Genomic DNA, 24,643 nt, shown 5'->3' on the forward strand with positions numbered 1-24,643 from the left:
CCCGGGAATCGGACGGCGTGCAATCTATCCGCTCCTTATTTCACTTTCGGCTTGCCTCGGCCTATCGCTTTTGATGCGACCGTTCTGGGTTTTTTGGCAACCCGTCGATACATCACCGAACCGTCGTTTGACGTCACCGGTTTTTTTGATACCACCGCCGTTTTTTCAGCCTGACGTTTAGCAGTGCTTGGCTTGGCATCGCGCAGTTCGTTAAACGCCCTTTGCAGGCATTCCCGAAAAAATTCAACATCCGGCATCATTTTTCGGTCGGAGATGATGTTGAAGGAGATCCTTCCATTATAGCTTGGGGTAGCAATGAATAGCCCCATCCCATGCGCGAGAGGTGCCAAACCATATTGATGGGTCAGCTTGGCTCCGTTCATGAATAGCTGCATTTGCGGGCCGGGCACGTTGGAAACCATCAAATTGCTCATTTTCGGAGCGAAACGTTCGTCGGTCAGAATTTTCGCAACACCCGCCATGGTAACACCCGGGATATGTTTGGTTAAGTCGGTCATGATCCGCGCGCTAAGACCGGACTTTGCTGCCTTGGTATCGCGTGTAGTATCTTTGATTGCCTCAAGGCGCTTGACCGGATCGGCAATATTCGACCAGATCTTGATCGTCATCGCCGATATATTATTGCCCGGATTGGTCTCGTCACCGGAGCGGCTACGCGCGTTGACCGGAGCCACCGCAATAAGTGAGTCTTTTGGCAATTCCTTATGTTTGGTCAAATAATGGCGCAATCCTCCGCTGCAGATCGCAAGCACCACATCATTTATGGTCGCATCATTCACTTTGAGGCGCATCTTTTTCAGTTCGTCGAGATCGAAAGTGATCGCGTCGAACATCTTGTGCGGCGTAACAGGACCGTTGAATCTGGTCTCCGGTACACCGGCTTCGGTTTTCTCTTCGCTTCCAGCCAGATTTTCCTGCGCCGATGACAGAAGCGCGGGCGCGAATTTCAGCATGGCCTGAGCCATTTTTACGGGCGAAGTCACCGTACTGTTGATCGCGCGATTCAAAATATCGGATATTGACGGCAAGTCATTATCCACCGGTTTGCCTTCCGGCAAAGGTATCGCTGGCGTACCTTTGGCGTCTTTGTCCGATACGGCAGCGAAAAAATGCGCGCCGGACACGCCGTCGATGGTCGAATGATGGATCCGCGTCAAAATGGCATAGCTGCCTTTGGCAAAGCCGGGAATATTGTCGAGCCCTTCAAGCACATACATGTCCCAGAGTGGCCGGGTCATATCCATGGGCTTGCTGTGATGACGAGCCACGTGAATGCAAAATTGCCGCCAGTCACCCGGCTCGGGCAGCCGGCCGTGCGTTATATGCGCCTCCAGATCGAAATGCTCGTCCCTGACCCAATAAGGGTGATCGATATCCATCGGTAAACGATATAATTTGCGTTTGAACATTGGCGAAATGTCCATTCGCTTGCGCATATGTCCGATAATATCCTTGAAACGCACTTTCCCGCCCGGCGCGGTGGACGGATCATAGATATAGACCGCCATTATATGGGTCAGATTGGTTGCCGACTGAATATAGAGAAATTGGGCATCCTGCGCGCTCAACTGGCTAATATTGCTATTGCTTGGCTCGGTCATTTGGATGCCCTTTCGGCGGCGCTGTTCATTCGAATATCCTGTCGGCCAATGCCAGCACTTCTAGGCGGGATTTTTCCATCCGTCTGGAAAGCGCCCTGAACTTGCGCAGCAGCGCCTTGCGCTCCGCTATCATTTCGACGGTAGTTTCCCCGGTCAGACCGAGGCCAGTCGCCATTTTGAAGCCATTTTCGAACAGGATTTTACCGATCGAGGATTCACTTGTGATCCTGCGGAGAAGATAGGCCTGACGCCCTTCTTTCAACGCCAGAGCGACGCAGCTTTTCTTGTCAATCGCCTGGCCAGGTTCGAGCCGCGACAACATGTCCAGAACGATAGTATAGGCCTCGACAAAAGGCAGGAACACCGCATGACCGATCAGCGGCTGAAAGCGGTTGGTGAGACTGGCCAGCATGGCGCCCCCTTCTTCCAGTTTCGCTTTCCATTCAGGGTCCACTCTTTGCAACTCTGCTTCTATATTCTCGCGATATTGCTGTTTTTCGGGGTAGAAAAACTCGAACTTGAACAGATCACGAAGACGGTCGGTCTCCTCCCAGAATATTTCGACAGCCTTGCGGTCATCGACCTCCCGCGCTTTCAAAATGGACAATTCGATAATCGCCTTGTCGAGAAAGTGATGGATGATCGAATTGCGGTAATAGCTCGCGATCGGATGCTGGTCTGGCTCGATCGCGTAGACCAGCGTCGAACCTTTGTCATAGCGGACCAGTAGTCCATTATTCACCAAAGTCTCGATAACGCGCTGCACACCTTCGAGATTCTGGTCGGTCAGATCCTCGCTCATCCGGATGTTCCGTTCCCGGGCCCAGCCGCTCAGATATTTTATGATCGCGCGCAGTTCATCTTCCGTCATTGCCCGCGGGGCCGTGCTGAGCAGGCACAGGCACATCAGCGAAGTCAACGTCAACGGCGTCGCACGATTGGCCTCGACCGCAACTTCGAAAGCCATTTTCGAGAGGGCCAGACGATTGTTCGGATCGGGTGCCTTTTTGACAATGACCGGCTCGCCGAAATCGACATAGACCTTGCCCATCGGTTCACGCAGGCTGCGAAGATAGCCGATGAACCAGCTCAGGGACTCCGGCTTCTTGATCCGGCCTGTCTGTTCGCTGGCATATTCTTCAACATCGCGGATCAGATCAAAACTCGTGACAACCGGAATGATGTGGACATTTTCGATATCGTTGGCGTGCGCGCTATCCATGACATATTTGAGCAAGCCATAGCGCGGTGGCATCAGCTTGCCGAGCCGTGAACGCGTGCCTTCAAACGCCCAGGTCATCGGAAAGCGTTTCTCGAGCAGATAGCTGACATAATAACGCAGAACGAGCTTGTAGACGGGATTATTCTCAAAGCTCCGGCGGATGAAGATCGTGCCGGCGCGGCGCAGCATGAAACCGAGACCGAAAAAATCAAGATTGATGCCGCCGAACAAATGGATAAGCGGCAAGTCGTTCTGATAGGCCAGATCGGTAGCTGTCACACCATCGATATAGGTTTTGTGGGTGAACAGCAGCAATGTCGGATGTTCCCGCATGGTCTTACGCAATCGGGTCAGTTCCTTGCGATCAAAGACCACATCGTCCTCATAGCCCTGCGACAACATGAACCGGTCGAGCTTCGCCTTCATGTCGATAAACATCGGGCTGGGCCGGGCGATCAGCTCTTTCATGTATTTTGCCGCTTGTTCGTACAGCTCCACTTCGCTCTTTCCGAGATCACCAGAAAGTTTGGTCATCGCCGCGCGGAACCGTGCATCGCTACGTAGACCGTCAGCCACATGCCGGGGCACCTTGTAGCGCCGCCCGCGCAATCCGCGCTCGGCGATATCGAGCACCAGTCCCGCTTGCCGAACCACAAAGGCAGCCAGTTCCGTATTGTCAGTCTGGTTGTAATCCTTGCTGAGTTCGGAGAATCTTTGCTTGAGTTCACCGATCGTGGCGGGTTGTCCGGTCAGACAATGGGCGCGGCGCTTGTTGCGCCACAATATGGACCGGGCGCGAAAACTGCCCGGGTTGCGCGGATCTCCGAAAATGACATGGCGCATTTTAACGGCACGGCTTTTTTCGAAATTGGGAATTCGCCAGGCAATGCGTACCGGTACCACCAGAGTATCGGGATGTTCTTTGAGTTTCTCTTCCAGCGGAGCAAGGCGCAATTTCGCTCGTTCATCCGATATCGGCAAGGCAACCCAATTGAGCTTTCCGCCCGGCCCGCCCTCGGCGATGGATGTGTGGAGCCAGTCGAGCAAATAGCGGCGCTCGACACCATTGCGCGCATCAATCACAAATAGCTTCGGACCTTTCGCCAGTAGCGATCCGGAATTTGCTATCTGTATCGCTTCGTCCATCCTCGTTCCTTGCTTTTAACCTATTCTGCTGCTTGCATTTTTATTGGCTTCGCTGCAGCTGGCTTCTTTGGTCTCGTAGATCGACTTGCAGTCTTTTTGGCAACGGGTTTTTTCACCGCCGCTTTTTTGACACCCGTTTTACGCGCGGCAGGTTTCTTCGGCGTCGTTACCTTCACTGCTGCTGATTTCTTCCCGACTGCAGATGGTTTGCGGGACCGCTTTGCCGCGGCTGTCTTTGGTACCGGTGCCTGGTCCTCGTCGATCAGCGCAGCAAGGGCTTCTTCTTCCTCTGCTTGACCAAGAGCCTCGAGAAACATGCCCCGCACCTCGGCAACATGCTTGGTCATCGTCCGTACCGACCATTTGCTGGTATCCACGGCAGGCAGAACATCGACCCTGACTTTGGCCGGGCGCATCAAGAATTCGTTCTTGGGCGCAATATCTCCGGCGTTGTGGATGACGATCGGCACCATCGGCACACCGGCCTGGATCGCCATATGAAAGGCACCCTTTTTGAACGGACCGAGCTTCGGCGATAGGGTTCGCGTGCCTTCGGGCGCGATGACGATCGATTTACCATCGATCTTGATCGCATCAATCAATGGCGCCATTGCCTTGATCGCGCTCCGTGCATTGGCACGGTCAATGAACACTGTTCCGGCCAGTTCCATCAGCTTGCCGATCACCGGCGTATCCCGAACCTCCTTCTTGGCCACCCCGCCCATGTCCTTGCGGATAAGTTTTGCGAGGATCATCACATCCGCTTTACTCTGATGGTTGAAGACAAAAATGCAGGGCCGCGAGGTCCACAGATTCTCTTCACCGGTCACTTCCAGCTCGCAGCCGGTCAGCGCGGTGGCCAGGTCACCGAACAGGCCGGTCGAAAAATTCATCGCTTCACGCTGAGATCCCGTAAGCGCCCAGATTGGCAGCGACGCGATTGCCGATCCGATCAGCGAACCGGTGGCGTAGATGGTCCGGACATAATCTACCGGCTTGCCCTGCCCGCGGCTGTCATATTTCTCGAGCGGCCAGTCGTTTTTCTGTGCAGCTTCGCGCAATTTTCCATTGGGGTTCAACGGCCGCGGCTTTCCAACCCGCTCGAGCAGTTCGATATCATCGTAGCTGTCCGAATAGAAATAGCTGTTGTCGAGATCGAGGTCGAAGTCTGCGGCCAGATTTTCTGCCGCGATCACCTTGCCTTCACCAAAGCATAAGGGACGGATGATATCACCGGTGAACTCGCCATTCTCGACTTCATATTGCGAGCAAAGTACATGCTCGATGTCGAGATCGCGGGCGGTCGGCTCGATCTGGTAGATGGTGGCGGACGATATGATCGCGATCGTGTGGCCCTTGGCACGATGGGCCTCGATCAGCGCCCGCGCCTCGGGATAGACTTTGCGCGCGATATATTTTTCATAAAGCTCTTCGCCAAATTCGAAATAGCTTTCTTCGGTCACGCCTTTCATGAATTTCGCAGCGCCGGTCATCAGCCCGGAAAAGCCCATATTTCCGGTGCTATATTGCGCCATCACATTGATCGTTTCGACCAGTTGTTCCGCGGTCATTTCCCGCCGCTTGATTTTCTCCCACAGCATCGAAGTCGCCGAATAGCCAGCGATGATAGTGCCGTCGAAATCGAACAGAGCGCCGATATGCGGCCCCTCTGGAGCGTCCAGGACGTCTTGCAAATGGGATTGATATTCGGTCATTTTGTTTCCGGTCATTCAAACGTCCTTCGCTCAAATGCCATCGTGCCAAAAAACCGGACATTTTCCCAGCTAATATTGGTGATAACTTGGATTCACTCGGTGACAAGGCGATCCGGGCAAACAAAAAGGCGCGCTGGATAATGTTCCAGCGCGCCTCTTGGGTGAATTGGGGCGATGATCGGGGTTACGCGACTAGATCAGCACCCCTATTTCCACGACTGCTTATTGGCTTGCTTCACCGTCAGATGAGCGGGCTTGCTCTTTCGATGCCTTTTTCACTTCGCCTTTGGTCATGCCGGTAACCAGGACATCGCCTGATCCCGCAAAATTGGCAGCAGGCAATTCAGCAGTGCGATTTCCGCTTTCGACGATCACTGTCTGAACGACGCCGCCGCCCGACTGCTTGACCGATTGGACATAACCAACAACCCGGCCTTTTGGATCTTCAATCGGCATGCCTGGCGCTACGGCGAACATTCCGCCGGCATTGGCAGCCGAGCTTCCCGAAGCCGCGAGCTGGCCAAGGTTACCCATTGCCATGCCGTTTCCGCTACCAGCGGCGCTGCCGGTAATCGAGCCGAGACCCGATGCGCGGCTAACAGCGCTAGATGCGGCGCCTCCTGCGGCAGACTTCGCACTGCCCGCAGCGTTGCGAGCGGTGCCAGCGACTTGGCCTGCAGTCGAACGGATGGCATCGGTTCCGATCAGGCTAGCGTTCGCGCCGCCATTGGCAGAACCCGAAGCCGAACCGTTGGCGGAGCCGTCAACAGCATTGTTCGGAAGGTCAGCAGCACCGATCAGCGAACCGTTGGCGCTTGAGCTGCTATCCGTATCGGCAGCAACCTTACCGGTGCGGGTATCGACCGAACGATCGATCCGGGTGGAGTTGGTCAACCCGCCATTGCCGGTAAGTGTGCCGGTGGTCCGGCCGATTGTATCGGAACCAAGCGTGCTGCCCATGGAGCCGCCCAGTCCGCCACCTAGTCCACCACCCAATCCGCCGCTGCCGCCGAGCAATTGTGCCGACGCCGGTGCTGCGGTGATCAATGCGAGAGTCATTGTGCTGATAATAAGTTTTTTCATGTTCTTTCTCCTTGCAGGGCGATGATATTTTCGCCGTCTGTATGGAGAACGATGCGGCTTTTGGTTTTAATCCATCATTCGCAAATTAATTTGAAAAAACTAGCGGAGGCCGCAGTTTCCGCAGACCAGGCCATGGCCATAAACTTTATCCGCACCCTTTTTCCCGAGATCCTTGGCTTCGTTGATCAAGCCTCTCACTGCTGAATCGATCTGGCTGATATTTGCGGCCGGATAATGGAAGAGCAAACGCGCGGCGACGAGCGGCGCGGCAAAAGAGGTGCCGCGCAGTGAGACCAGCTTCCCATCGGTTGATGCGCCCTTCATCCCTGCACCGGGTGCGGCGAAATCAATCGGCGTTGCGCTGCCTGCTTCGGGCAGCGCGCGCTCGCGATGATCGACGCCGGTAACACCGATCACCCCTTTATAGGCTGCCGGATAGCGTGCTGGCGCGGCCGGACCATCATTTCCGACAGCAGCGACGATCAGCATTCCTTTCTGCTGTGCCGCTTTGATAGCTCGGCCCAGCAAGCCATTGTCTGGCCCAACCAGACTGATCGTTACCACCGGCACATCCCGTTGCGCCATCCAGCCCAGGGCGCGGGCAATGGCGGTTGCATTGCCACCAGCCGGATCGCTGCCATAAATATCGGCGGCCAGCAGACCGCGAGAACGGGGCTTGAGACTACTGGAGATCAGGGAAGCGATTGCGGTGCCATGGCCACTCGCCATGGGTGCACCCTTGGCGAAGCCGCGCTGCTCAACCGGCATGGCTATCGCGCTATGACGAGCAACTCCACCATCGATCAGCCCCATTGCGCCCGATGAGGCCTTGCCACTGGCCAATGTCGCGGAACTGGCCGCCATCGTGACCGCAGTGCTGGTGAAATAGATATTGTCGGCGCTGACCTCGGCTTCGCGGGCAAGCTTTTGCAGCTGCTTCTGTTCGGATTTGAGCTGCTGGTCCGGCCGGGTCGCGAATTTGACATAGCTAAGATCCAGCCCGTCGATTTCGTTGCGCTCCAATATCTGGAAGCCCTCTTGCCGGGCACGCTCGAGAGATGCCGCTGATATGCCGGTCGCAACCAGAACGCCGCGAACCGCGGGATCGCCATTGCTGTCGCGCTCGACATGATCGCGGTTCTGGCGCACGAACTGGTCAACCCGTTCTATTCTCAGCCGGTTTAACAACGTTCTGAGCTCGGACTTGCTCAAACGATCAAGAACACCCGCGTTCACTATCCCGCTCACGGGATCAATCAATGGCTCGGTTATATTACTCAGTGAACTGTCCGGAAACGGCAACGCCGACCCAACATTCGGCAAAGCAAGCTGCGGCAAGGCAGCGGAAGGGGCAAGCAACAACAATGTCGCGGCGACCCATTTTGCTGTGCTTCTCATATCTGCTTCCTTGTCCACCGGTTGCGGTTTGGCAATCCCAGAAAGATTGCATTTATTTTGCATTCATGGATTAAACGAACCAGGTCCGTCGTTTCATCCATAGACAATGAATAAAGGATATCCGCACTGAATGGCCTTTGAACAGGATCTGCTGGAGTTACTCCCGCGACTGCGACGCTTTGCCCGCAGCCTGACGCGCGATATCAATGATGCAGATGACCTGTGTCAGATGGCCCTTGAGCGCGCCCTGAACAAGCGCGACCAGTGGCAGGTTGGAACAAGACTGGATAGCTGGATGTATAGAATTACCCGTAATATTTGGATCGACACGGTGCGCGCGGCGGGCCGTCATAAACATGTCGCCAACGACGATGACGCGATGGAGAATATTGCGGGCGATGATCATCAGAGGATGGAAAGCCGGATGGAATTAAACGACGTCGACCGGGCGATGGACCGCTTGCCGATCGAGCAGCGCGAAGCAGTGTCTCTCGTTCTGGTAGAAGGTTTTGCCTATAAGGAAGCTGCGGCTTTGCTCGACATCCCGATCGGGACCTTGACCTCTCGACTGGTGCGGGGCCGCGAAGCCCTGCAACGCAAATTGGGAGAAGCGGCATGACCTTTGATGAAGCAACGATCATGGCTTATGTCGATGGCGAGTGTGATGCGGTGACCGTCAAGCGGATCGAGAAGGCGATGGAAACCGATCCCGCCTTGGCCAAGCAGATAGAACAGGAGCAAGCGCTGCGCGACAAGCTGTCCGCCCATTATGATCCGGTGGCCGAAGAAGCGGTTCCCGATCGCCTGACCGCGATGCTCAACGCTTCTGCGGCATCCAATGTCGACAGCAGTTTCACCGTACGCAAAGCCGAACAGGACGAAAGCAAGCAACGACGCCGCAGCATGGGCATCGCCCAATGGGGCGCAATGGCGGCGACTCTGGCTCTGGGTGTCGTGGTCGGCCAATATGGACTGGGAGGCGGCTCGGACGCTCCCTTTGCCCAGCAAGACGGCGCGCTGGTCGCCAGTGGTCCTCTTGAAGATGCGCTTGAAACCCAGCTTGCATCGATGCAGCCTGACGACAGCGACTATCGCATTGGCCTGACCTTCCGCGCCAAGACCGGCAACATCTGCCGCAGCTTTACCGGCGAGGCGGTGTCGGGCATCGGCTGCCGCGACGGACAGCAATGGAAGATGCACAGCACCCTGCCCGGCGGCACAGAGGGCGACTATCGTCAGGCATCCAGCAGCAAAATCAACGCGATCGCCGCCGAGATGATGGTGGACGCACCGGTTGATGCCGATACCGAACGCAAGCTGCTGGAAACAGGCTGGAAATAGCTTTCGATGTAGCCCCGCTATTTCATCCCGATCAAAATATTCCCCCGTCCTTTGCCAATTCCTGCTCGACCAGTCGCGACAGGACAGGATCAACCTGCCCTGTCGCCTGAGCCGATCAATTCCCTAATAGGTTCCGGCGTCCCACATATAATAAACCGCGAAAGCGACAAAACCCAATATGATCGCCAGGATCATCCAGTTTACGGGGGTAAAGCCAAACTGCTTGCGGTTATCCTGCCTGAACGCCTTGAGATTGTCCGCTATCGCCTCGTTGCAGGTCAGCAAGGCGGTCTCCAGTGCCGATGATGTGTTCAGGAAGCCGACTATCGTCTGCTTTTCAACTTCGGTTATCGATGGATATCTTGCCAGCAGATCTTCAACGTACAGGCGTCCATTTTCTGCCGTTCCCACGGCAGTTTTGTTGATCATTTCGTTCATTATCGTGCATTTCAATTTCAGTCACCGCCAGCACTCTGCAAAGGCAGGCTGTCGAGTGATATTGCCAGGAGGCTCCTCGGGAGCCCGGTTATTTTCTAGACTGAATAATGCCGCGGAGGCGCGCGGGGAGATATGCTGCGGGCCCCGCTTCGAAACAAAATATGCACCGGATCATATCCGGAATATCCTTGGTGAGCGGCCAGCCCGCTCCCCTCGTCCGGGATCGGAAAATTGCCAGTGACCGGTATTTTGGACGCCTTGTCCGTGCCGCTGTCTTTTCCGATCTGCTTTCGGGCAAGCTGTATCGTCTGGGACGTCTTCCCGACAATGAAAGGTACGGAGCCCGCAGTGGTTGCCAGCAAAAGCTGACCCTGGCCATCTTCGGAGCCGACGCGATCCGAAACGGGATGCTGCACCACAAGCGACAAGCTCGCAATGACGAGCAGGCCGCTCATCAACAGCCTGATCATCCAGTGCGGATGTCCCCGTGGGGCCGTCTCCAAAGCTAAATTGGACAAATCCGAAAACTCTCACTTACGCTATCACAAGCACCAGATTGAATTGCACCTGACGGAACAGGATTTCAAGCCAGATTCAGCGTCACCCGACGAAAAACCCTATTTGGAAAATTCACGGATTTCCCCGTCGAGAAGGGATGTCAGGCGGCGAAAGCGACCTGTTTTACCGGATCGAAAGACCGAATGGCGACGGGAATGCTTTTCATGCCCTGATATGGGTTGCAGGCCAGCACTATCATCGCTAGATGCTGCCCCGTCTATGAGGTGCGTTGGCTGAGTGGTCGAAAGCGCCGCACTCGAAATGCGGTATGCCAGCAATGGTATCTAGGGTTCGAATCCCTAACGCACCTCCACAGACAAACAGGTTCCGCTAGCAACCCGTTGCGGGTCAATATGACCGCCTATCGCCAACATCCCACAACCTACCTCCACAATGATTGTTAACGCCTGAACACACCCTCAAAGCGGGTTTCGGATTATGTTCGGGACTGCGGCCAAAGCCCAAAGTTAGTCAAAGTTAGGGCCAAGGACGCGCGATTTTGCGTCATGTTGGATGGATTGTTGCCAATGTAGGAAATTTTGTTTCGGATGGCCCGGCGATGCAATTCCGGCGTAAGCGCGCTTGAAGTCCTAACAGCCTGAACCACGCGGGAGCGTGGCTAAATCGGGCCTCTGGCAATCTCCATTAGCGAACCGATATTTATCAGATAATCGCAAAAGCGCATCACCGCAGTCGACTGGTTCTTGTCCTTGGCAGTAACCAGACCGAAAGAACGCGTGAGTTTACAGTCATCGATCTTCGTCATCCCGATCCCTTGCTGAAACGTCTCGGGAATAAATTTGGCTGATGTGATCGCGACCCCGAGATTGGACGAAGCCATTGCAACCAAAGACATATGACTGGTCACCTCCGCAGCGGCTGCCACAAATGAAATCTTGATATTCCGCTTGTCGGCTTCACGCAGCAATTTTTCCCTTATCTCAACATGGGTATTCGGACATAATATCGGATATTTCAAAATGTCCGCGATGCTAGCGGATATTTTCTGCGTCAACGGATGGTCAGGGGCCGATATGACTTTACAGATGTCGGTAAATACCAGCCTAAAATCTGCTTCTGGCGGCAGATCGATAATCGGAATGACAGCAACATCGCTTTTGCCATTGAGAACACGCTGAACACAATTATCCGGCGTATCATCGGCAAATTCCAACAAGATTCCAGGATTATATTCCTGAAACTGATCGGTGCTAACCCTTACGATTGTCGAACCAATCATGATCGGGGAACAAACCCTGACAACAGGCTTCCGCCTTTCGCCTTTCTCGTGATATTTGTCGTAGAACTCCGCCATCTCGTCGACCAGTTTCAGGGCGTCACGTTGGAATTCCTTCCCCTCTTCGCTGAGCCGAACAGAATTTGCGTCGCGCACAAATAATGGAATTTGCAGCCTTTCTTCGAGCTTTTTGATCCGGCTGCTGACTGATGGCTGAGATTTGCCCACCAGTTTTGCGGCTCCGCTGAAGCTCAGGCATTCGGCAACAGCCAAAAATACCTGCAGATCCTGAATGGTAATATCAAACTGATGAAAGTGCATATGATCCAATAGTCCTTGTCGCCAATTTCACCGCAAGAGAAATAGTCGCAATTGAAATGGTGAGAGTTCGTATATTTTTAGCGATTGAAGCTTATTATATTCATTTATTATCAAAAGCTTAAGAGAGGTATAATGAAATCCTATAGGGCTATTTGATATTACAATTAGGAGATTTGAATCGTGAGTTCAATAACCTGACAGGACGAATTGAAACGAAAAGCCGCCCCAGGTGTTAATAGACACAACAGATGGATTGGCATAGATGTTGAAAAAAAATAACAAGGGTAACGAGTTCCAAAGGGCTGAGGAATTCAAGAAAGACGAAACCGGAGCAAAACACCAAATCCAGCATTCGAAAGAGTTCGCGAATGATTGGAAAAAGACCCCTGAATGGGCGGTCAACCATGTCAAGACAGCAGCTGCGGTTTCCGAGCCTATATCACTGGCCAGGAAAATAGAGCGACTGCAGCAGATCAAAGAAAAAAACCTGGGTGGCGACTTGTCGAGCTTGGGCGATTCGGCTTGGAAAATTCTGATTCAGTTGGTTATCGCGACCGAAGAAGGGAAAAGCATTTCGCTGATCGACCTATCCCGCCGAGTATCTCTCCCGGAAACAATTGCCATTCGTTACGTAAATATGCTCGAGGATCGGGGACATATCGCCCGGTCGCGACAGCCTGGCGACCGGATTAACGATCAGCTTCAGTTAACCGGCGAAGGCCAGGCTATCATGCGAAAGACGCTGTGCGAGCTCGATACAATTTAGAACGGCTGACCGGTGTCCTGAAAATCATGATCGCGTGCACCTGCTGGATCAATTTTTGATAAATCACATATCGCTTCCGCAATTTTTATCGCCACAATATCCTGATTCATTTCGTCTAACTCAGACAATATTTTTCCGAGAGATCCGATAATCTCTTGAGTCTTTACGTTTTTATCCATTTTTCTCGCTCCCAATCGAACCCAAGCAATGGTTCGGAGCAACCGACCAATTGGTTACACAAAGTCGGACAGCTTGTTATAATAAACATCAGAGCCGATCCAATTTGCATCGACACATCACATGGATTGTTGCGAAAGTACCGCCATGGGACAGTGCGCTCGATCGAACCTATTCGCACTTGCAGCGCTTGCATCTGATCACAAAACGCCTAAATTGCGACCATGAATTCATTAGATCCGTTCAAATCCGCAAATCCCTTGCCCGCCAACACGCCGGACATCCTTGATGCGCGCTTCGCGATTGGCGATGTCGTGCGCCATCGGATATTCGATTTTCGCGGCGTGATCTATGATATCGATCCGGTTTTCGCCAATAGCGAAGAATGGTATGAAGCGATCCCAAAGGACCTGCAGCCGCCGAGAGACCAGCCTTTTTACCATTTGTTCGCGGAAAATGCCGACAGCAATTATGTCGCCTATGTCAGCCAGCAGAATCTATTGCCCGACGATAGCGGCGAACCGATCAGTCACCCTGACGTTGCCAGACTGTTTCAGGCAACGGAGAGCGGCCAATATCTGCTGCACCGCATCCACCGGCACTAAAGCCACAGGGTTTAGGTGGTCAGGACTTGATCTTCCAACCCGATTTCAGCAGAAAATAGCACAATGTCGCGAGGCCGATGTTGATCGCCAGCAATATCAGTGCGCCCTGCACAACCGGCGAATCCGCTTCGCCGAGAAAGCCATAGCGGAACCCCGAAATCGCGTAGAAAAACGGATTGGCGTGGCTTACGGCCTGGAACATCGGCGAGAGACGGTCGATCGAATAAAATGTCCCGGACAGCAGCGCCAATGGCGCGACTACGAAATTGGTGACCGCAGCCGCATGATCGAATTTTTCCGCCCAGATTGAAGTCAGCACGCCGAGGAAGGACAGCATCGCTGCGCCCATGATCCCGAACCACAGCACCGCCCACCAATGGCTGACGCTGACGTCGACACCTGGCCACAGGAACATCGCCAGCCACACCGCAAAGCCGACCAGCGCGGCCCTCGTCATCGAGGCTCCGACCAGAGCCGCGAGCAATTCCCCGACCGACAATGGCGGGGTCAGATAGTCGATGATCGTGCCCTGGATCTTGCCGACCAGCATCGAAAAGCTGCTGTTGGCAAAGGCATTTTGCAACATGCCCATGCAGATCAGGCCCGGCGCGATAAAGTCGGCAAACGGAGCGCCCAATATTGTGCGGTCGCCGCGGCCCATGGCAACGGTGAATATGACCAGAAACAGCAATGTGGTGATCGAAGGGGCCCAGACCGTCTGCAGCTGAACCTTGAAAAACCGCCGCACCTCTTTCCAGTAGAGCGCCAGAAAACCGGCCCAATTGATGCCACGGATCACCGGTACGCCCGGCTCCGCGAAGTGCATGGCGTTCAACGGTTGTTTCATTTTCGGATCTTTTTCGGGTTGGTCGAGCATATTCCCTCCGCCTATCGGCTCCCTCTGCCAATCACAACCCCATTTCGCCCTGCTGTCGCGCCGGGATCGCAGCATTATCGTGGTTGTATATTAACCCCGGCATCCCTATATCGCCCCGAACTCGAGAAGATTAGGACTTTGCATGGCTTGGACGGATGAGCGGATCGATTCGCTGAAGAATATGTGGGAAAAAGGCCTGACTGCCAGCCAGATCGCGGAAGAACTGGGCGGCGTCAGTCGTAACGCTGTGATCGGCAAGGCCCATCGCCTTGGCCTGAAATCACGCCCGTCTCCGGTAAAAGCGAAGCCCAAAGCAAAGAAAGATCCCAAGCCGGCAGCCAAGCCGAAAAAACCGCCGGCAAAAAGCGGTGCGGTTGCCAAGCCCAAGGAAGAACATGTTGCACGGCGCGCGATGCCGCCGCCAACACCGGCAGCGCGTACCCATGCTGCCCAACAGGCCCGTCAGCCCAAGCATGACGGCCCGAAGATCGTTTCTGTCGGCCCCGGCGGCTTCTTGCGTCAGGGTCCCGGCGACCAGCAGGCTCCGATTCCACCAGCGCCTCCGCGCCGGCTGGTTCCGGCCAAGCCTAGCGAAGAAATTGCCGACAAGACCAGCCTGCTTGATCTCAGCGACAAAATCTGCCGCTGGCCGATCAACCATCCGGGCGAACCCGACTTCCATTTCTGTGGTCAGGAAGTGAACCCGGGCTTCCCTTATTGCGTCGAACATTGCGGCCGCGCGTTTCAGGCGCAATTGCCGCGTGGTACCCGTCGTCCTCCTCCGCCGCTGCCATTTGGCGGACCACGAGTCCGATAGGCGCAACGGGCGGGATATCGTGATTTTTCAATCGATTGGCAGATGAGCTCATAAGGCTCTTGCCAGTGTGACTCCTGCGCTCTTATAGAGTCGAACATGTCTGATGATCTGTTCGGCTCTAACCCGCCAACCCAATCCAAAACCGGTGACTATGACGCTTCGGCAATCGAGGTTCTCGAAGGCCTTGAACCTGTCCGCAAGCGGCCCGGCATGTATATCGGCGGCGTCGATGAACGCGCGCTCCACCATCTTGCTGCCGAAGTCATCGACAATAGTATGGACGAAGCGGTTGCCGGCCACGCCAGCCGCATAGAAATCACTCTGGATTCGGAGAATCGCCTGACCGTGACCGACAATGGTCGCGGCATCCCGGTCGATCCCCACCCTAAATTTCCCGGCAAGTCGGCGCTGGAAGTGATCATGACGACGCTCCACTCGGGCGGTAAATTCTCCGACAAGGCTTATGCCACCTCCGGCGGCCTCCACGGCGTCGGTGTATCGGTCGTCAACGCCCTGTCCTCCGACACCGTCGTCGAGGTAGCGCGCAACAAGACCATCTACCGACAAACCTTTTCCCAGGGTCTCGCAACGTCGAAACTCGAGGAAGTCGGCACCGCCCCCAACCGTCGCGGCACCAGCATATCCTTCGTTCCCGATATCGAGATTTTTGGCGAAGGAAACCGCTTCAAGGCGTCGCGGCTGTTCAAACTCGCGCGCTCCAAAGCCTATCTCTATGCGGGTGTCGAAATCCGCTGGAAGTGCGACGAGAGCCAGGCCAGCGATGATGTGCCGGCCGAAGCTGTTTTCCAGTTCCCCGGCGGTCTCTCCGACCACCTGCGCGAACAATTGTCCGGGCGCGAATGCGTCACCACCGACTTTTTTGCCGGCAATCAGGATTTCCCCGACAAGCAGGGACGGGTCGAATGGGCGATCACCTGGCCGATCTGGACCGATGGCAGCTATAGCTGGTATTGTAACACTATTCCGACGCCCAATGGCGGCACCCATGAAACCGGCCTGCGCAACGCTCTCGTAAAAGGATTGCGCGCGTTCGGCGAACTCGTGCAAATCAAGAAGGCTTCCCAGCTGACGGCGGACGACATAATCTCCGGTGGCGAAATGATGCTCTCGGTGTTCATCCGCGATCCGCAATTTCAAAGCCAGACCAAGGACCGGCTAACTTCTCCGGAGGCTTCAAAGCTGGTCGAGAATGCTGTGCGCGACCATTTCGACCATTTCCTCACCGACAATATGGATCGCGGCAAGGCGTTGCTCGGCTTTGTCATGGAGCGGATGGACGAGCGTCTGAAGCGCAAGGCCGAACGCGAGGTCAAACGCAAGACCGCAACATCGGGCCGCAAGGTCCGTCTGCCCGGCAAGCTGACCGATTGTTCGATCGGCGATCCTGAGGGCACCGAATTGTTCATCGTCGAAGGCGACAGTGCTGGCGGATCTGCCAAACAGGCGCGTGAACGCAAGACCCAGGCGATCCTGCCGATCCGTGGTAAAATTCTCAACGTGGCATCGGCCAATAATGCCAAGATCATGGCCAACAGCGAAATTGCCGATCTGATTCTCGCTCTCGGTTGCGGCACCCGCAAGGATTGCGAGCCCGATAATCTGCGCTACGAGCGGGTGATCATCATGACCGACGCCGATGTCGACGGTGCCCATATCGCGACTTTGCTGATGACCTTCTTCTTCCAGGAAATGCCCGAGCTCGTTCGCCGCGGACATCTCTACCTCGCCCGCCCGCCGCTCTATCGTATCACCGCCGGCGGCAAAAGCCATTATGCACAGGATGATGCGGCCCGCACTAAGATCGAAAATGGTCCGTTCAAGGGCAAGAAGGTCGATGTCAGCCGCTTCAAAGGTCTTGGTGAAATGAACCCGTCGCAGTTGCGCGAAACCACGATGGACCCGAAAACCCGCTCGATGTTCAAGGTGACCCTGCCTCAGGAATATGAGCAGCGCGCCAGCGTCAAGGATCTGGTCGACCGCTTGATGGGCAAAAATCCCGAGCATCGCTTCAACTTCATCCAGCAAAATGCCGCCAGTCTTGATGAAGATGTGATCGACGCCTAAGCCGAACCCAGGTTTCGGGAGATTTCGGTGCGGTTTTCAAATATTTTCGCTCTGCTGCTGCTGTTCTGCTCCAGCATATTTGCAACAGATCAGGCCCGCGCGCAGGCCGAGGTCAGCGTCTCCGGACAGCTTTCCCAACGCGCCAATGACGTGCTGCGCCTGCTTCGCGGCGAAGCGATCGAAGACCAGGTTTTCGACGAGAATTTCCGCAACGCGGTGCCTGCTGAGCAGTTTCGCTCGCTCACCCGGCAAGTCGTGACCCAGCACGGGCAACCGCTTGAAATCGGGTCCATCGCCCCACGCAGCGCAAATTCTGCTATCCTCAAGGTCCGCTTCGAAAAGGCGATCGGGACGATCAATATCGACCTTGAAAACGCCCCTCCCCACCGCTTGTCCGGCCTGCTCCTGACCGGTTTCGAAGCGGGAGGCAATTCGCTCGATGAAGTGATGGCAGCGATCGACTCGCTGCCGGGCCGTCAGGGCGTGCTGGTGCAGCCACTGAATGGCGGAGACCGTACTCCGCTGGCAGCAATCGATCCCGCCGGACGCTATGCCATCGCTTCGAGTTTCAAACTCTATATCCTGGCAGAACTGGACCGGGCTGTCCGGTTAGGCGAGCGACAATGGTCCGATGTCGTGCGACTGGGGCCGAAATCCCATCCCTCGGGGATAAGCCAGAACTGGCCCGACGGTTCACCCGCCACGCTCCACACACTCGCGACGCTGATGATCTCGATCAGCGACAATAGCGCCACCGACACGTTGATCCGCGTCATCGGACAGGACAGACTGGCCAGGATCGTGAAAGCGACCGGCCATCACAATCCGGACGAACTGCGCCCCTTCCTGATGACGCGTCAGGCCTCCGCCTTGAAAATGCCTGAGCATGCGATCCGAAGAGCAGAGTTTCTTGCCGCCAGTCCGGCCGAGCGCAAAAAACTGTTGACGGAATTTGACCGTGCATTGACGCTCGACAGCATCGATCCGCGCATCCTGACCAGCAAGCCCAATCATATCGATCAGCTGGAATGGTTTGCCAGCCCTGCGGATATGATCAAATTGCTCGCCTATCTTCACAAGACAGCGAGCGCAGAAAGCCGCGCAATCCTGGCAATCAATCCCGGCATTGGCCCGGATGCAGCCGGAAAATGGCGCTATTTCGGCTATAAGGGCGGATCGGAACCCGGGGTGTTGTCCTATAATTTTCTGCTGCGGTCCAGGACGGGGAAAGATTACGCCGTCTCGGTCAACTGGAATGATTCAGAGCAATCTTTACAGGAGAGCGAACTGCTTGCGCTGACGACACGGTTGATCAACCTGCTCGCGGAGCAATGATCAGCCCGGCAGCTGCGGCTATTCGACAGCACTCACGTCATAGATGATGATATATTCGCTGCTGTCGCCATCCATCGCCTGCGTATAGGTGCCCGGGGTCGCGCTAACCGCAACCGTGCCAATCGTATCATGACCGCCGATCATGTCATGCTCCATCACCTTGAAGACTACCGGATCACCGAGTTCAAACGTCTCGCTGATCACCCAATTGTCGCCCTTGTTGAAGCGTTGGTTCTTGCTACCGCCATCCGGGAAACGGTCGCCATTGTTGAAGCGAAGATAAACATCATCGGCGCCAATCCCCAGACGCCCGGTCAAATCCACATTCTGGATCGAGACGTTGGAGATTCTGACGGTCTTGCCAGATTTCACAACCGCGGTTCCACTTGGTTTTGCAAGCGTCACGGGTGAAGCCAGAAGCGCGGAGATCTTTTGTGCTGCCAATGGTGCATTCGCGCCGCTCGGGAACAAGGACAAATAGGTGCTGAACGCGCTGACGCTGTCGGTTGCGAGCGCGCCCCGCCAGGTAATGCCTTCCAGTTCGGCCTGATTGACACCGGCGGAAGGAGCAACGCCGGGTGCAGTAGCTACTTCCTGGACCGGTGTTCTCGGCGCGAGATAGATCGGCGTGCCGGTGATGCTCGCACTGATGAACGGGCGTTGCTTGCCGCCAGTGGCTTTCAATACGTCATCACGCACCGATCCGCCGAGCAATTGCAGAGGCAAATCGGCTTCCGGCAAACGCGCGGCCAGTGAAATCGCAAATGGAGAATTGACCCCGTCGCCATCGCTGGCAGTCTGGCCCGGAGCAGCCGCATAGATAACCAGAACATCGTCTACATCGATACCGGCGAGGCCGCGACCGACTGCCCGCGAACCGGCGCGCCAGCTATTGGAAAAAGGATTGTTGCGACACGCATCGAGCACAACCACACGAACCTGAGCGCCGGAAACGGTTTCCATCAGACGATTGAGGTTGATCGTTTCAAAGGGCAGATCAAAACTGGAATTCAGTTCCGCATCCGTGGGAACGAGCCAGTTTTCACCCTGCCCTTCCAGACCATGACCGGCATAATAGACCATCGCGACATCGGCACCATCAGCCTGTTCACGAAAGCGGCGCAGCGTCTGGCGGAAATCGTCAACCGATTGATCGAGAGCGACGATGACCTCGTCAAAGCCTGCCTTTTTGGCGGCCTCGGCGACCAGATTGGCGTCATTGCCGGCATTTTCGAGAGGGCTGGTATTTTGATATTCGGCATTGCCGATGATCAGCGCGACTTTTTTGGCCTCGACGCTGCTCCCCGCGAAGGAAAGTGCCGCAGCCAGAAAAAACAAAACTCTAATCATGAAAATCCCCTAATCCCGTCCTGTTCATTAGGCCGGAAAGCGGGCGCGCACAAGGCTATGCTCCGGCTAGAGCCTCAACCAAGGCTTTGACTTTTTGCTGCCGCCACTGCGGGAGCGGTGCCATCAGCCAGTAACCGCGAGATGACACGCTGTCTTCGCCGATAATCTCGATCCGCCCGGATGCCAGATCACGCTGGGCCAGCATTTTGGGAACCCAGGCATAGCCAAAGCCGTTGACTGCGGCCTCTATGGCAAGACCGCCATCGGCGACGCGCATAAGGGTTTCTTCGCCTTCGGATATCGGGCAGCCCGGCCAGTCAATCTTGTTGCCGCCCTTCTGACCCGGAGCCGCCACCTTCACAAACACCGTATCGCCCAGCATCTTGCCTTCATGCTGGCCCGGGCCGTCACCCAGCCAGATTGCAACATCAAGATTGGCTTCGGTAAAATCAACTTCGGCATCCGCTGCGACCAGCGCAAAACTGGTATCCGGATGGTCGGCGGAGAATACAGACAATCGCTCATTCAGCCATTTCTGGGTGAAATCGCGCGGTGCGGCGATCGTCAACTTGTGCGAGGACTGGCCCGATTGCATTGCGCGGACAGCCTCTTCAAATTGCAGAAATCCGGAACGCAGCGCATCCAGACCTGCCGCTGCTTCGTCGGTCAATTCAAGACCCTTGGGCGTGCGGCGAAACATCACCACGCCGAGCATATCCTCGAGCGCGCGGATTTGTTGTCCGACCGCAGCAGGCGTCACCGCCAGCTCGTCGGCTGCTTTGGTGAAGCTGAGGTGCCGTGCGGCAGCATCGAGCACCCGCAATCCGTTCAATGGCAAATGAGTGCGCTTCATTGTTCGACCGTCGGTTCGGTAAGAAGGAAACGGGGAATACGCACTTCAAAGGCCGGAGGCGTGCTGCCAACCATGACAAAGTGACCTTCCATCGAACCTCTGGGTGTATTCAGCGGGCAACCCGAAACATAGTCATGGGATTTGCCCGGCTGGATGATCGGCTGTTCGCCAACCACGCCGTCACCATCGACCATTTGCAGTCCGCCGCGCTCGTCGTTGATCCGCCAGTGGCGCGTCAACAGCTGTACTGCGGTGTCGCGATGATTCTCGATCCGGACATGATAAGCCCAGAACCAGCGCTTGCTGTCTATGTCGGATTGTTCCGGCAGGAAGGTCACCGAGACGCGCACGGTGACCCCGTCGGTGGTTTCGGCAAACGGGAAGAATGATTCCATGGACATGATATAGAGTTAAAGCCCCACAGACGAAAGGGCCTGATCCAGGTCTTTGATCAGATCGATCGGATCTTCGAGCCCGACATTGATCCGCAACATGTCTTCGGTAATACCGATCTCCAGCCTGGCGTCCTCCCCGAGCCCGTGATGGGTAGTCGATGACGGGTGGCACATCAGCGAACGGCTATCCCCGATATTGTTGGAAATATCGACCAGGTTCAGCCCGTTAAGCAGGCCATGCGCGCGGGCACGACCGCCGCCGACATAGAGCGAGAAGATCGGGCCGGCGGCCTCCATCTGGCTCATCGCCAGATTGTGCTGCGGGTGGCTAGGCAGGCCCGGGTGCAAGACTTTCTCTACCCGCTGTTCCAGAAACTTACCGATTTCGAGCGCATTGTCGCTCTGCCGGCGGATCCGCAGGTCGAGCGTCTCCAGTCCCTTGAGCACAACCCACGCGTTGAATGCGCTGAGCGTGGGCCCGGTGTTGCGGATGAAGGCGAGCAATGGCCCTTCGATAAATTCTTCGGTACCACAAACCGCTCCGGCCAAGACCCGGCCCTGGCCGTCCATCATCTTGGTCGCGCTATAGGCGACCACGTCGGCGCCAAATTCCATCGGCCGCTGGAGCATGTTGGTGGCGAACGCATTATCGACCACGCTGGTGATGCCTTTGGCCCGGGCCAGATCGCAAACGCTGCGGATGTCGATCACATCCATGGTCGGATTCGCCGGCGTTTCAAAGAAGAACACTTTGGTTTTCGGCGTGACCGCCCGTTCCCAATTTTCAATCTCGCGGCCGTCTACCACGGTCGTCTCGATCCCGAATTTAGGGAGCAAGCTGTCGGTCAGCCAGCGGCAGGAGCCGAATAATGCGCGGCTGGCCACCACATGGTCGCCCGCTTCCAGCTGGCACAGCAAGGCTGCGGTCATCGCCGCCATTCCCGATGCGGTGGCTCGGCAGGCTTCCGCGCCTTCCATCGTCGCAATCCGTTCTTCGAGCATCTGCACGGTCGGATTTTGCAGGCGGCTGTAGGTCATGCCGTCCTGCTCGCCAGCAAAGCGCGCAGCGGCATCCTCGGCGCAATCGTAGCTATATCCCGAGGTCAGGAACAGCGCTTCGGATGTCTCACCAAATTCGCTGCGCATCGTACCACTGCGAATTGCCTGGGTAGCAGGACGCCAGTTCTTGGTGATATTGCGATCTTGGCCAGTGTTTCTTTTCATTCGATCCGTTCCGATTCTAGACTATATTTAGCTTAGCGGGGTTTGCCCTGCCAGAACAGCAGCAACCATCGACTGATCGATATTCCCGCCGGTCAATATGGCCGCGACTCTTTTGCCCGCAATCTGTTCTTTCTCCGCGATCATCCCTGCCAGCGCAACCGCTCCGGCTCCTTCGGCGAGATTGTGGGTGTCCTGCCAGATGACCCGGATTGCTTCGGCAATCGCGTCGTCGTCGACCATCACGATATGATCGACACCCTTGCTGTACATCTCGAATGCTTCTGTATCCGGGGTGCGAACGGCGACACCGTCGGCGAACGTATTGGCCTTGCCGGCAGAGGAAATTTGTCCCGCTTCGAAGCCCAGTTTTGCAGCTGGTGCGCGGTCAGAAACGACGCCGATCACTCTGGTTGGCAATCCCAGCGCCTCGCGCGCGGCGATCGTCCCGCAAACACCAGATCCATTGCCAATCGGGACATAGACCGCATCGAGAGCCCCTGCTTCGTCAAACAGTTCAAGGCCGTAGCTTGCCACACCCTGGACAATTGCCGGATGAAATGCCGACACAAGCTTTAGATTACGCTCAATTGCCAGTTGGCTGGCATAATCGGCTGCTTCGTTATAATCCTGACCATATTCGATCAGCTCGGCTCCGAACCCCTGCATCGCTGTGTTTTTCTCGGCCGAGTTTCCATGAGGCACAACAATGACCGCCTGCAGGCCAGCATTCCGGGCCGCCCGTGCCTGCGCCTGACCATGGTTGCCGCGGGTCGCAGTGACGATTCCCGAGACGTCAGGATGCGCGCGAACCAGCCAGTCCATATAGGTGATGCCGCCACGAACCTTGAACGCACCGGTCGGCGTATGATTTTCATGCTTCAACCAGATTTCTGCGCCAAATCTATCCTGGAGCAATGGCCAGGCATATTGCGGAGTGGGCGGCATCTCCCGATAGATGCGCGCGGCAGCGCTTCGCAGCGCCACCAGAGAAAATAGTGGCTCGCTCATCTCAGCTGGGCGACAATCGCATCACCGATCTCGCTGGTCGATGCATTGCCGCCGAGATCATGGCCGAGAACCCCTTGCGCGAGCACGGCAGCAACCGCCGCTTCGATCCGGCTCGCTTCTGCCTCCATGCCGAAACTGTGCCGCAACATCATCGCAGCGGACAATATCATCGCCGAGGGATTGGCGATCCCCTGCCCGGCAATATCCGGCGCGCTGCCGTGGATCGGTTCGTAGAGGCCCTTTGTGCCTTCCCCCAGCGAAGCCGACGCCAGCAGCCCGATCGATCCGACGCACATACTCGCCTGATCGGAGAGAATATCTCCGAACAAATTGCCGGTTACGACGACATCGAACTGGCCAGGATTGCGCACCAGCTGCATCGCGGCATTGTCGACATACATATGGCTGAGTTCGACTTCGGGATACTCGGCAGAGACCTCGATCACGACATCACGCCACAATTGCGATGTTTCCAGCACATTGGCTTTATCCACCGAACAAAGCCGTTTGCCGCGCACCATCGCGGTCTTGAAAGCGACATGGGCGATCCGCCGGACTTCGCTCTCGTTGTAAGACATGACATCATAGCCCTCGCGCAGGCCATCAGCTGTCTTGCGCATACCCTTTTCACCGAAATAGACATCGCCGTTGAGTTCGCGGACAATCACAACATCGATGGTGCGTGCGATTTCGGGCTTGAGGCCGGAGGCATCTTCCATGCCCGGGAACATTTTTGCGGGACGGAGATTGGCAAATGTCTGCATTTCCTTGCGCAGACCGAGCACCGCCTGTTCGGGGCGCAAATGTCGTTCCAGATTGTCGCAGGACGGATCGCCGACCGCGCCGAACAGAACAGCATCGGCCGATTGCACCAGCGCGAGTGTTTCGGGCGGCAAGGGATGGCCGTGGTTGCGATAGGCAATGCCGCCGACATCCGCATGATCAAGGCGCAAGTCCGGCAAGTCCATCACCTCCAGCACGCGCAGCGCCTCGACCATGATTTCCTGACCAATACCGTCGCCGGCAAGCACCGCAATATGCATGACATTTCCTTCTTGTAAGCGCCGCTT

At 55.9% G+C, this 24,643-nt stretch carries 23 protein-coding genes and 1 tRNA gene; 8 read left to right on the forward strand and 16 right to left on the reverse strand.

What is annotated here, in order from left to right; translation table 11 throughout:
- Positions 1–35 precede the first annotated feature (35 nt).
- The 5 genes from V7680_RS03930 to V7680_RS03950 all read right to left on the reverse strand — a co-directional run bounded on the left by V7680_RS03930 (position 36) and on the right by V7680_RS03950 (position 8,186).
- On the reverse strand, positions 36–1,622 hold the full coding sequence (locus V7680_RS03930) for a WS/DGAT/MGAT family O-acyltransferase (protein ID WP_335651987.1): 1,587 nt from the start codon (positions 1,620–1,622) through the stop codon (positions 36–38).
- A 25-nt stretch (positions 1,623–1,647) separates the two neighbouring features.
- On the reverse strand, positions 1,648–3,990 hold the full coding sequence (locus tag V7680_RS03935; RefSeq protein ID WP_335651988.1) for a glycerol-3-phosphate 1-O-acyltransferase: 2,343 nt from the start codon (positions 3,988–3,990) through the stop codon (positions 1,648–1,650).
- A 20-nt stretch (positions 3,991–4,010) separates the two neighbouring features.
- Positions 4,011–5,720 (reverse strand): HAD-IB family hydrolase, encoded by a 1,710-nt coding sequence (locus V7680_RS03940; RefSeq protein ID WP_335651989.1) that lies wholly within the window; start codon positions 5,718–5,720, stop codon positions 4,011–4,013.
- Between the two features lie 207 nt (positions 5,721–5,927).
- Positions 5,928–6,788 (reverse strand): hypothetical protein, encoded by an 861-nt coding sequence (locus V7680_RS03945; protein ID WP_335651990.1) that lies wholly within the window; start codon positions 6,786–6,788, stop codon positions 5,928–5,930.
- 99 nt (positions 6,789–6,887) lie between these two features.
- A complete protein-coding gene (locus V7680_RS03950; protein ID WP_335651991.1) occupies positions 6,888–8,186 on the reverse strand; it encodes a S8 family serine peptidase in 1,299 nt (432 codons plus the stop codon).
- A 130-nt stretch (positions 8,187–8,316) separates the two neighbouring features.
- On the opposite strand from V7680_RS03950, the gene V7680_RS03955 reads away from it, so the two are divergent.
- Positions 8,317–8,805, forward strand: a complete 489-nt coding sequence (locus tag V7680_RS03955; protein ID WP_335651992.1) for an RNA polymerase sigma factor — start codon at positions 8,317–8,319, stop codon at positions 8,803–8,805.
- The gene (locus tag V7680_RS03960) at positions 8,802–9,527 is read left to right on the forward strand and encodes an anti-sigma factor family protein (protein ID WP_335651993.1); all 726 of its coding nucleotides are present in this window, start codon (positions 8,802–8,804) and stop codon (positions 9,525–9,527) included. The genes V7680_RS03955 and V7680_RS03960 overlap by 4 nt, the downstream gene beginning before the upstream one ends.
- A 123-nt stretch (positions 9,528–9,650) precedes the next feature.
- Here V7680_RS03960 and V7680_RS03965 read toward each other — a convergent pair whose 3' ends face one another.
- Positions 9,651–9,956, reverse strand: coding sequence for a hypothetical protein (locus V7680_RS03965; RefSeq protein ID WP_335651994.1), 306 nt, complete (start codon positions 9,954–9,956; stop codon positions 9,651–9,653).
- 104 nt (positions 9,957–10,060) lie between these two features.
- Entirely contained in the window at positions 10,061–10,435 is a 375-nt protein-coding gene (locus tag V7680_RS03970) for a hypothetical protein (RefSeq protein WP_335651995.1), read from the reverse strand.
- Positions 10,436–10,746: 311 nt separating this feature from the next.
- Between V7680_RS03970 and V7680_RS03975 the strand changes: the two genes are divergently transcribed.
- Positions 10,747–10,836: transfer RNA gene (locus tag V7680_RS03975), tRNA-Ser, on the forward strand.
- 306 nt (positions 10,837–11,142) lie between these two features.
- Here the strand turns inward: V7680_RS03975 and V7680_RS03980 are convergent.
- Positions 11,143–12,081: a LysR family transcriptional regulator gene (locus V7680_RS03980; RefSeq protein WP_335651996.1), complete on the reverse strand. Its 939-nt coding sequence runs from the start codon at positions 12,079–12,081 to the stop codon at positions 11,143–11,145.
- A gap of 262 nt (positions 12,082–12,343) precedes the next feature.
- Here V7680_RS03980 and V7680_RS03985 point away from each other — a divergent pair, with 262 nt between their 5' ends.
- Positions 12,344–12,847, forward strand: coding sequence for a hypothetical protein (locus tag V7680_RS03985; protein WP_335651997.1), 504 nt, complete (start codon positions 12,344–12,346; stop codon positions 12,845–12,847).
- Here V7680_RS03985 and V7680_RS03990 read toward each other — a convergent pair.
- The gene (locus tag V7680_RS03990) at positions 12,844–13,026 is read right to left on the reverse strand and encodes a hypothetical protein (protein WP_335651998.1); all 183 of its coding nucleotides are present in this window, start codon (positions 13,024–13,026) and stop codon (positions 12,844–12,846) included. The two genes, V7680_RS03985 and V7680_RS03990, sit on opposite strands and share 4 nt — an antisense overlap.
- Before the next feature lie 222 nt (positions 13,027–13,248).
- Here V7680_RS03990 and hspQ point away from each other — a divergent pair, with 222 nt between their 5' ends.
- Entirely contained in the window at positions 13,249–13,629 is a 381-nt protein-coding gene (gene hspQ, locus V7680_RS03995) for a heat shock protein HspQ (protein WP_335651999.1), read from the forward strand.
- Positions 13,630–13,648: 19 nt separating this feature from the next.
- Here the strand turns inward: hspQ and V7680_RS04000 are convergent, their stop codons facing one another.
- Positions 13,649–14,506: an ABC transporter permease gene (locus V7680_RS04000; RefSeq protein ID WP_442954964.1), complete on the reverse strand. Its 858-nt coding sequence runs from the start codon at positions 14,504–14,506 to the stop codon at positions 13,649–13,651.
- 142 nt (positions 14,507–14,648) lie between these two features.
- Here V7680_RS04000 and V7680_RS04005 point away from each other — a divergent pair, with 142 nt between their 5' ends.
- From V7680_RS04005 to V7680_RS04015, 3 genes are all read left to right on the forward strand, one after another.
- Positions 14,649–15,323, forward strand: coding sequence for a GcrA family cell cycle regulator (locus V7680_RS04005; protein ID WP_335652000.1), 675 nt, complete (start codon positions 14,649–14,651; stop codon positions 15,321–15,323).
- A gap of 96 nt (positions 15,324–15,419) precedes the next feature.
- Positions 15,420–17,408 carry a DNA topoisomerase IV subunit B gene (gene parE, locus V7680_RS04010; protein WP_335652001.1) on the forward strand — a complete coding sequence of 663 codons (1,989 nt, stop codon included), beginning with the start codon at positions 15,420–15,422 and terminating at the stop codon, positions 17,406–17,408.
- Positions 17,409–17,435: 27 nt separating this feature from the next.
- The gene (locus V7680_RS04015; RefSeq protein WP_335652002.1) at positions 17,436–18,743 is read left to right on the forward strand and encodes a serine hydrolase; all 1,308 of its coding nucleotides are present in this window, start codon (positions 17,436–17,438) and stop codon (positions 18,741–18,743) included.
- Between the two features lie 18 nt (positions 18,744–18,761).
- Here the strand turns inward: V7680_RS04015 and V7680_RS04020 are convergent, their stop codons facing one another.
- From V7680_RS04020 to leuB, 6 genes are read right to left on the reverse strand one after another with little or no spacing between them, the layout of a single operon-like run.
- Positions 18,762–20,093: a caspase family protein gene (locus tag V7680_RS04020; protein ID WP_335652003.1), complete on the reverse strand. Its 1,332-nt coding sequence runs from the start codon at positions 20,091–20,093 to the stop codon at positions 18,762–18,764.
- Positions 20,094–20,148: 55 nt separating this feature from the next.
- Positions 20,149–20,946, reverse strand: a complete 798-nt coding sequence (locus V7680_RS04025; protein WP_335652004.1) for a LysR family transcriptional regulator — start codon at positions 20,944–20,946, stop codon at positions 20,149–20,151.
- Entirely contained in the window at positions 20,943–21,341 is a 399-nt protein-coding gene (gene apaG, locus V7680_RS04030) for a Co2+/Mg2+ efflux protein ApaG (protein ID WP_335652028.1), read from the reverse strand. The genes V7680_RS04025 and apaG overlap by 4 nt, the downstream gene beginning before the upstream one ends.
- A 15-nt stretch (positions 21,342–21,356) precedes the next feature.
- The gene (locus tag V7680_RS04035) at positions 21,357–22,565 is read right to left on the reverse strand and encodes a trans-sulfuration enzyme family protein (protein ID WP_335652005.1); all 1,209 of its coding nucleotides are present in this window, start codon (positions 22,563–22,565) and stop codon (positions 21,357–21,359) included.
- Positions 22,566–22,592: 27 nt separating this feature from the next.
- Complete coding sequence (locus V7680_RS04040; protein ID WP_335652006.1) at positions 22,593–23,573, reverse strand: threonine dehydratase; 981 nt, start codon at positions 23,571–23,573, stop codon at positions 22,593–22,595.
- Positions 23,570–24,616, reverse strand: a complete 1,047-nt coding sequence (leuB, locus tag V7680_RS04045) for a 3-isopropylmalate dehydrogenase (protein WP_335652007.1) — start codon at positions 24,614–24,616, stop codon at positions 23,570–23,572. Before leuB ends, V7680_RS04040 begins: the two co-directional genes overlap by 4 nt.
- Between the last annotated feature and the right edge of the window lie 27 nt (positions 24,617–24,643).

Origin of the sequence: Parasphingorhabdus sp., from assembly GCF_036963705.1 — a bacterium.
Classification (GTDB): Bacteria; Pseudomonadota; Alphaproteobacteria; order Sphingomonadales; family Sphingomonadaceae; genus Parasphingorhabdus.

Bases quoted from the DNA above. Each gene is read 5' to 3' on its own strand.
- V7680_RS03930 (WP_335651987.1), bottom strand. From the start codon at position 1,622: ATGACCGAGCCAAGCAATAGCAATATTAGCCAGTTGAGCGCGCAGGAT.
- V7680_RS03935 (WP_335651988.1), bottom strand. From the start codon at position 3,990: ATGGACGAAGCGATACAGATAGCAAATTCCGGATCGCTACTGGCGAAA.
- V7680_RS03940 (WP_335651989.1), bottom strand. From the start codon at position 5,720: ATGACCGGAAACAAAATGACCGAATATCAATCCCATTTGCAAGACGTC.
- V7680_RS03945 (WP_335651990.1), bottom strand. From the start codon at position 6,788: ATGAAAAAACTTATTATCAGCACAATGACTCTCGCATTGATCACCGCA.
- V7680_RS03950 (WP_335651991.1), bottom strand. From the start codon at position 8,186: ATGAGAAGCACAGCAAAATGGGTCGCCGCGACATTGTTGTTGCTTGCC.
- V7680_RS03955 (WP_335651992.1), top strand. From the start codon at position 8,317: ATGGCCTTTGAACAGGATCTGCTGGAGTTACTCCCGCGACTGCGACGC.
- V7680_RS03960 (WP_335651993.1), top strand. From the start codon at position 8,802: ATGACCTTTGATGAAGCAACGATCATGGCTTATGTCGATGGCGAGTGT.
- V7680_RS03965 (WP_335651994.1), bottom strand. From the start codon at position 9,956: ATGATCAACAAAACTGCCGTGGGAACGGCAGAAAATGGACGCCTGTAC.
- V7680_RS03970 (WP_335651995.1), bottom strand. From the start codon at position 10,435: ATGATCAGGCTGTTGATGAGCGGCCTGCTCGTCATTGCGAGCTTGTCG.
- V7680_RS03980 (WP_335651996.1), bottom strand. From the start codon at position 12,081: ATGCACTTTCATCAGTTTGATATTACCATTCAGGATCTGCAGGTATTT.
- V7680_RS03985 (WP_335651997.1), top strand. From the start codon at position 12,344: ATGTTGAAAAAAAATAACAAGGGTAACGAGTTCCAAAGGGCTGAGGAA.
- V7680_RS03990 (WP_335651998.1), bottom strand. From the start codon at position 13,026: ATGGATAAAAACGTAAAGACTCAAGAGATTATCGGATCTCTCGGAAAA.
- hspQ (WP_335651999.1), top strand. From the start codon at position 13,249: ATGAATTCATTAGATCCGTTCAAATCCGCAAATCCCTTGCCCGCCAAC.
- V7680_RS04000 (WP_442954964.1), bottom strand. From the start codon at position 14,506: ATGCTCGACCAACCCGAAAAAGATCCGAAAATGAAACAACCGTTGAAC.
- V7680_RS04005 (WP_335652000.1), top strand. From the start codon at position 14,649: ATGGCTTGGACGGATGAGCGGATCGATTCGCTGAAGAATATGTGGGAA.
- parE (WP_335652001.1), top strand. From the start codon at position 15,420: ATGTCTGATGATCTGTTCGGCTCTAACCCGCCAACCCAATCCAAAACC.
- V7680_RS04020 (WP_335652003.1), bottom strand. From the start codon at position 20,093: ATGATTAGAGTTTTGTTTTTTCTGGCTGCGGCACTTTCCTTCGCGGGG.
- V7680_RS04025 (WP_335652004.1), bottom strand. From the start codon at position 20,946: ATGAAGCGCACTCATTTGCCATTGAACGGATTGCGGGTGCTCGATGCT.
- apaG (WP_335652028.1), bottom strand. From the start codon at position 21,341: ATGGAATCATTCTTCCCGTTTGCCGAAACCACCGACGGGGTCACCGTG.
- V7680_RS04035 (WP_335652005.1), bottom strand. From the start codon at position 22,565: ATGAAAAGAAACACTGGCCAAGATCGCAATATCACCAAGAACTGGCGT.
- V7680_RS04040 (WP_335652006.1), bottom strand. From the start codon at position 23,573: ATGAGCGAGCCACTATTTTCTCTGGTGGCGCTGCGAAGCGCTGCCGCG.
- leuB (WP_335652007.1), bottom strand. From the start codon at position 24,616: ATGCATATTGCGGTGCTTGCCGGCGACGGTATTGGTCAGGAAATCATG.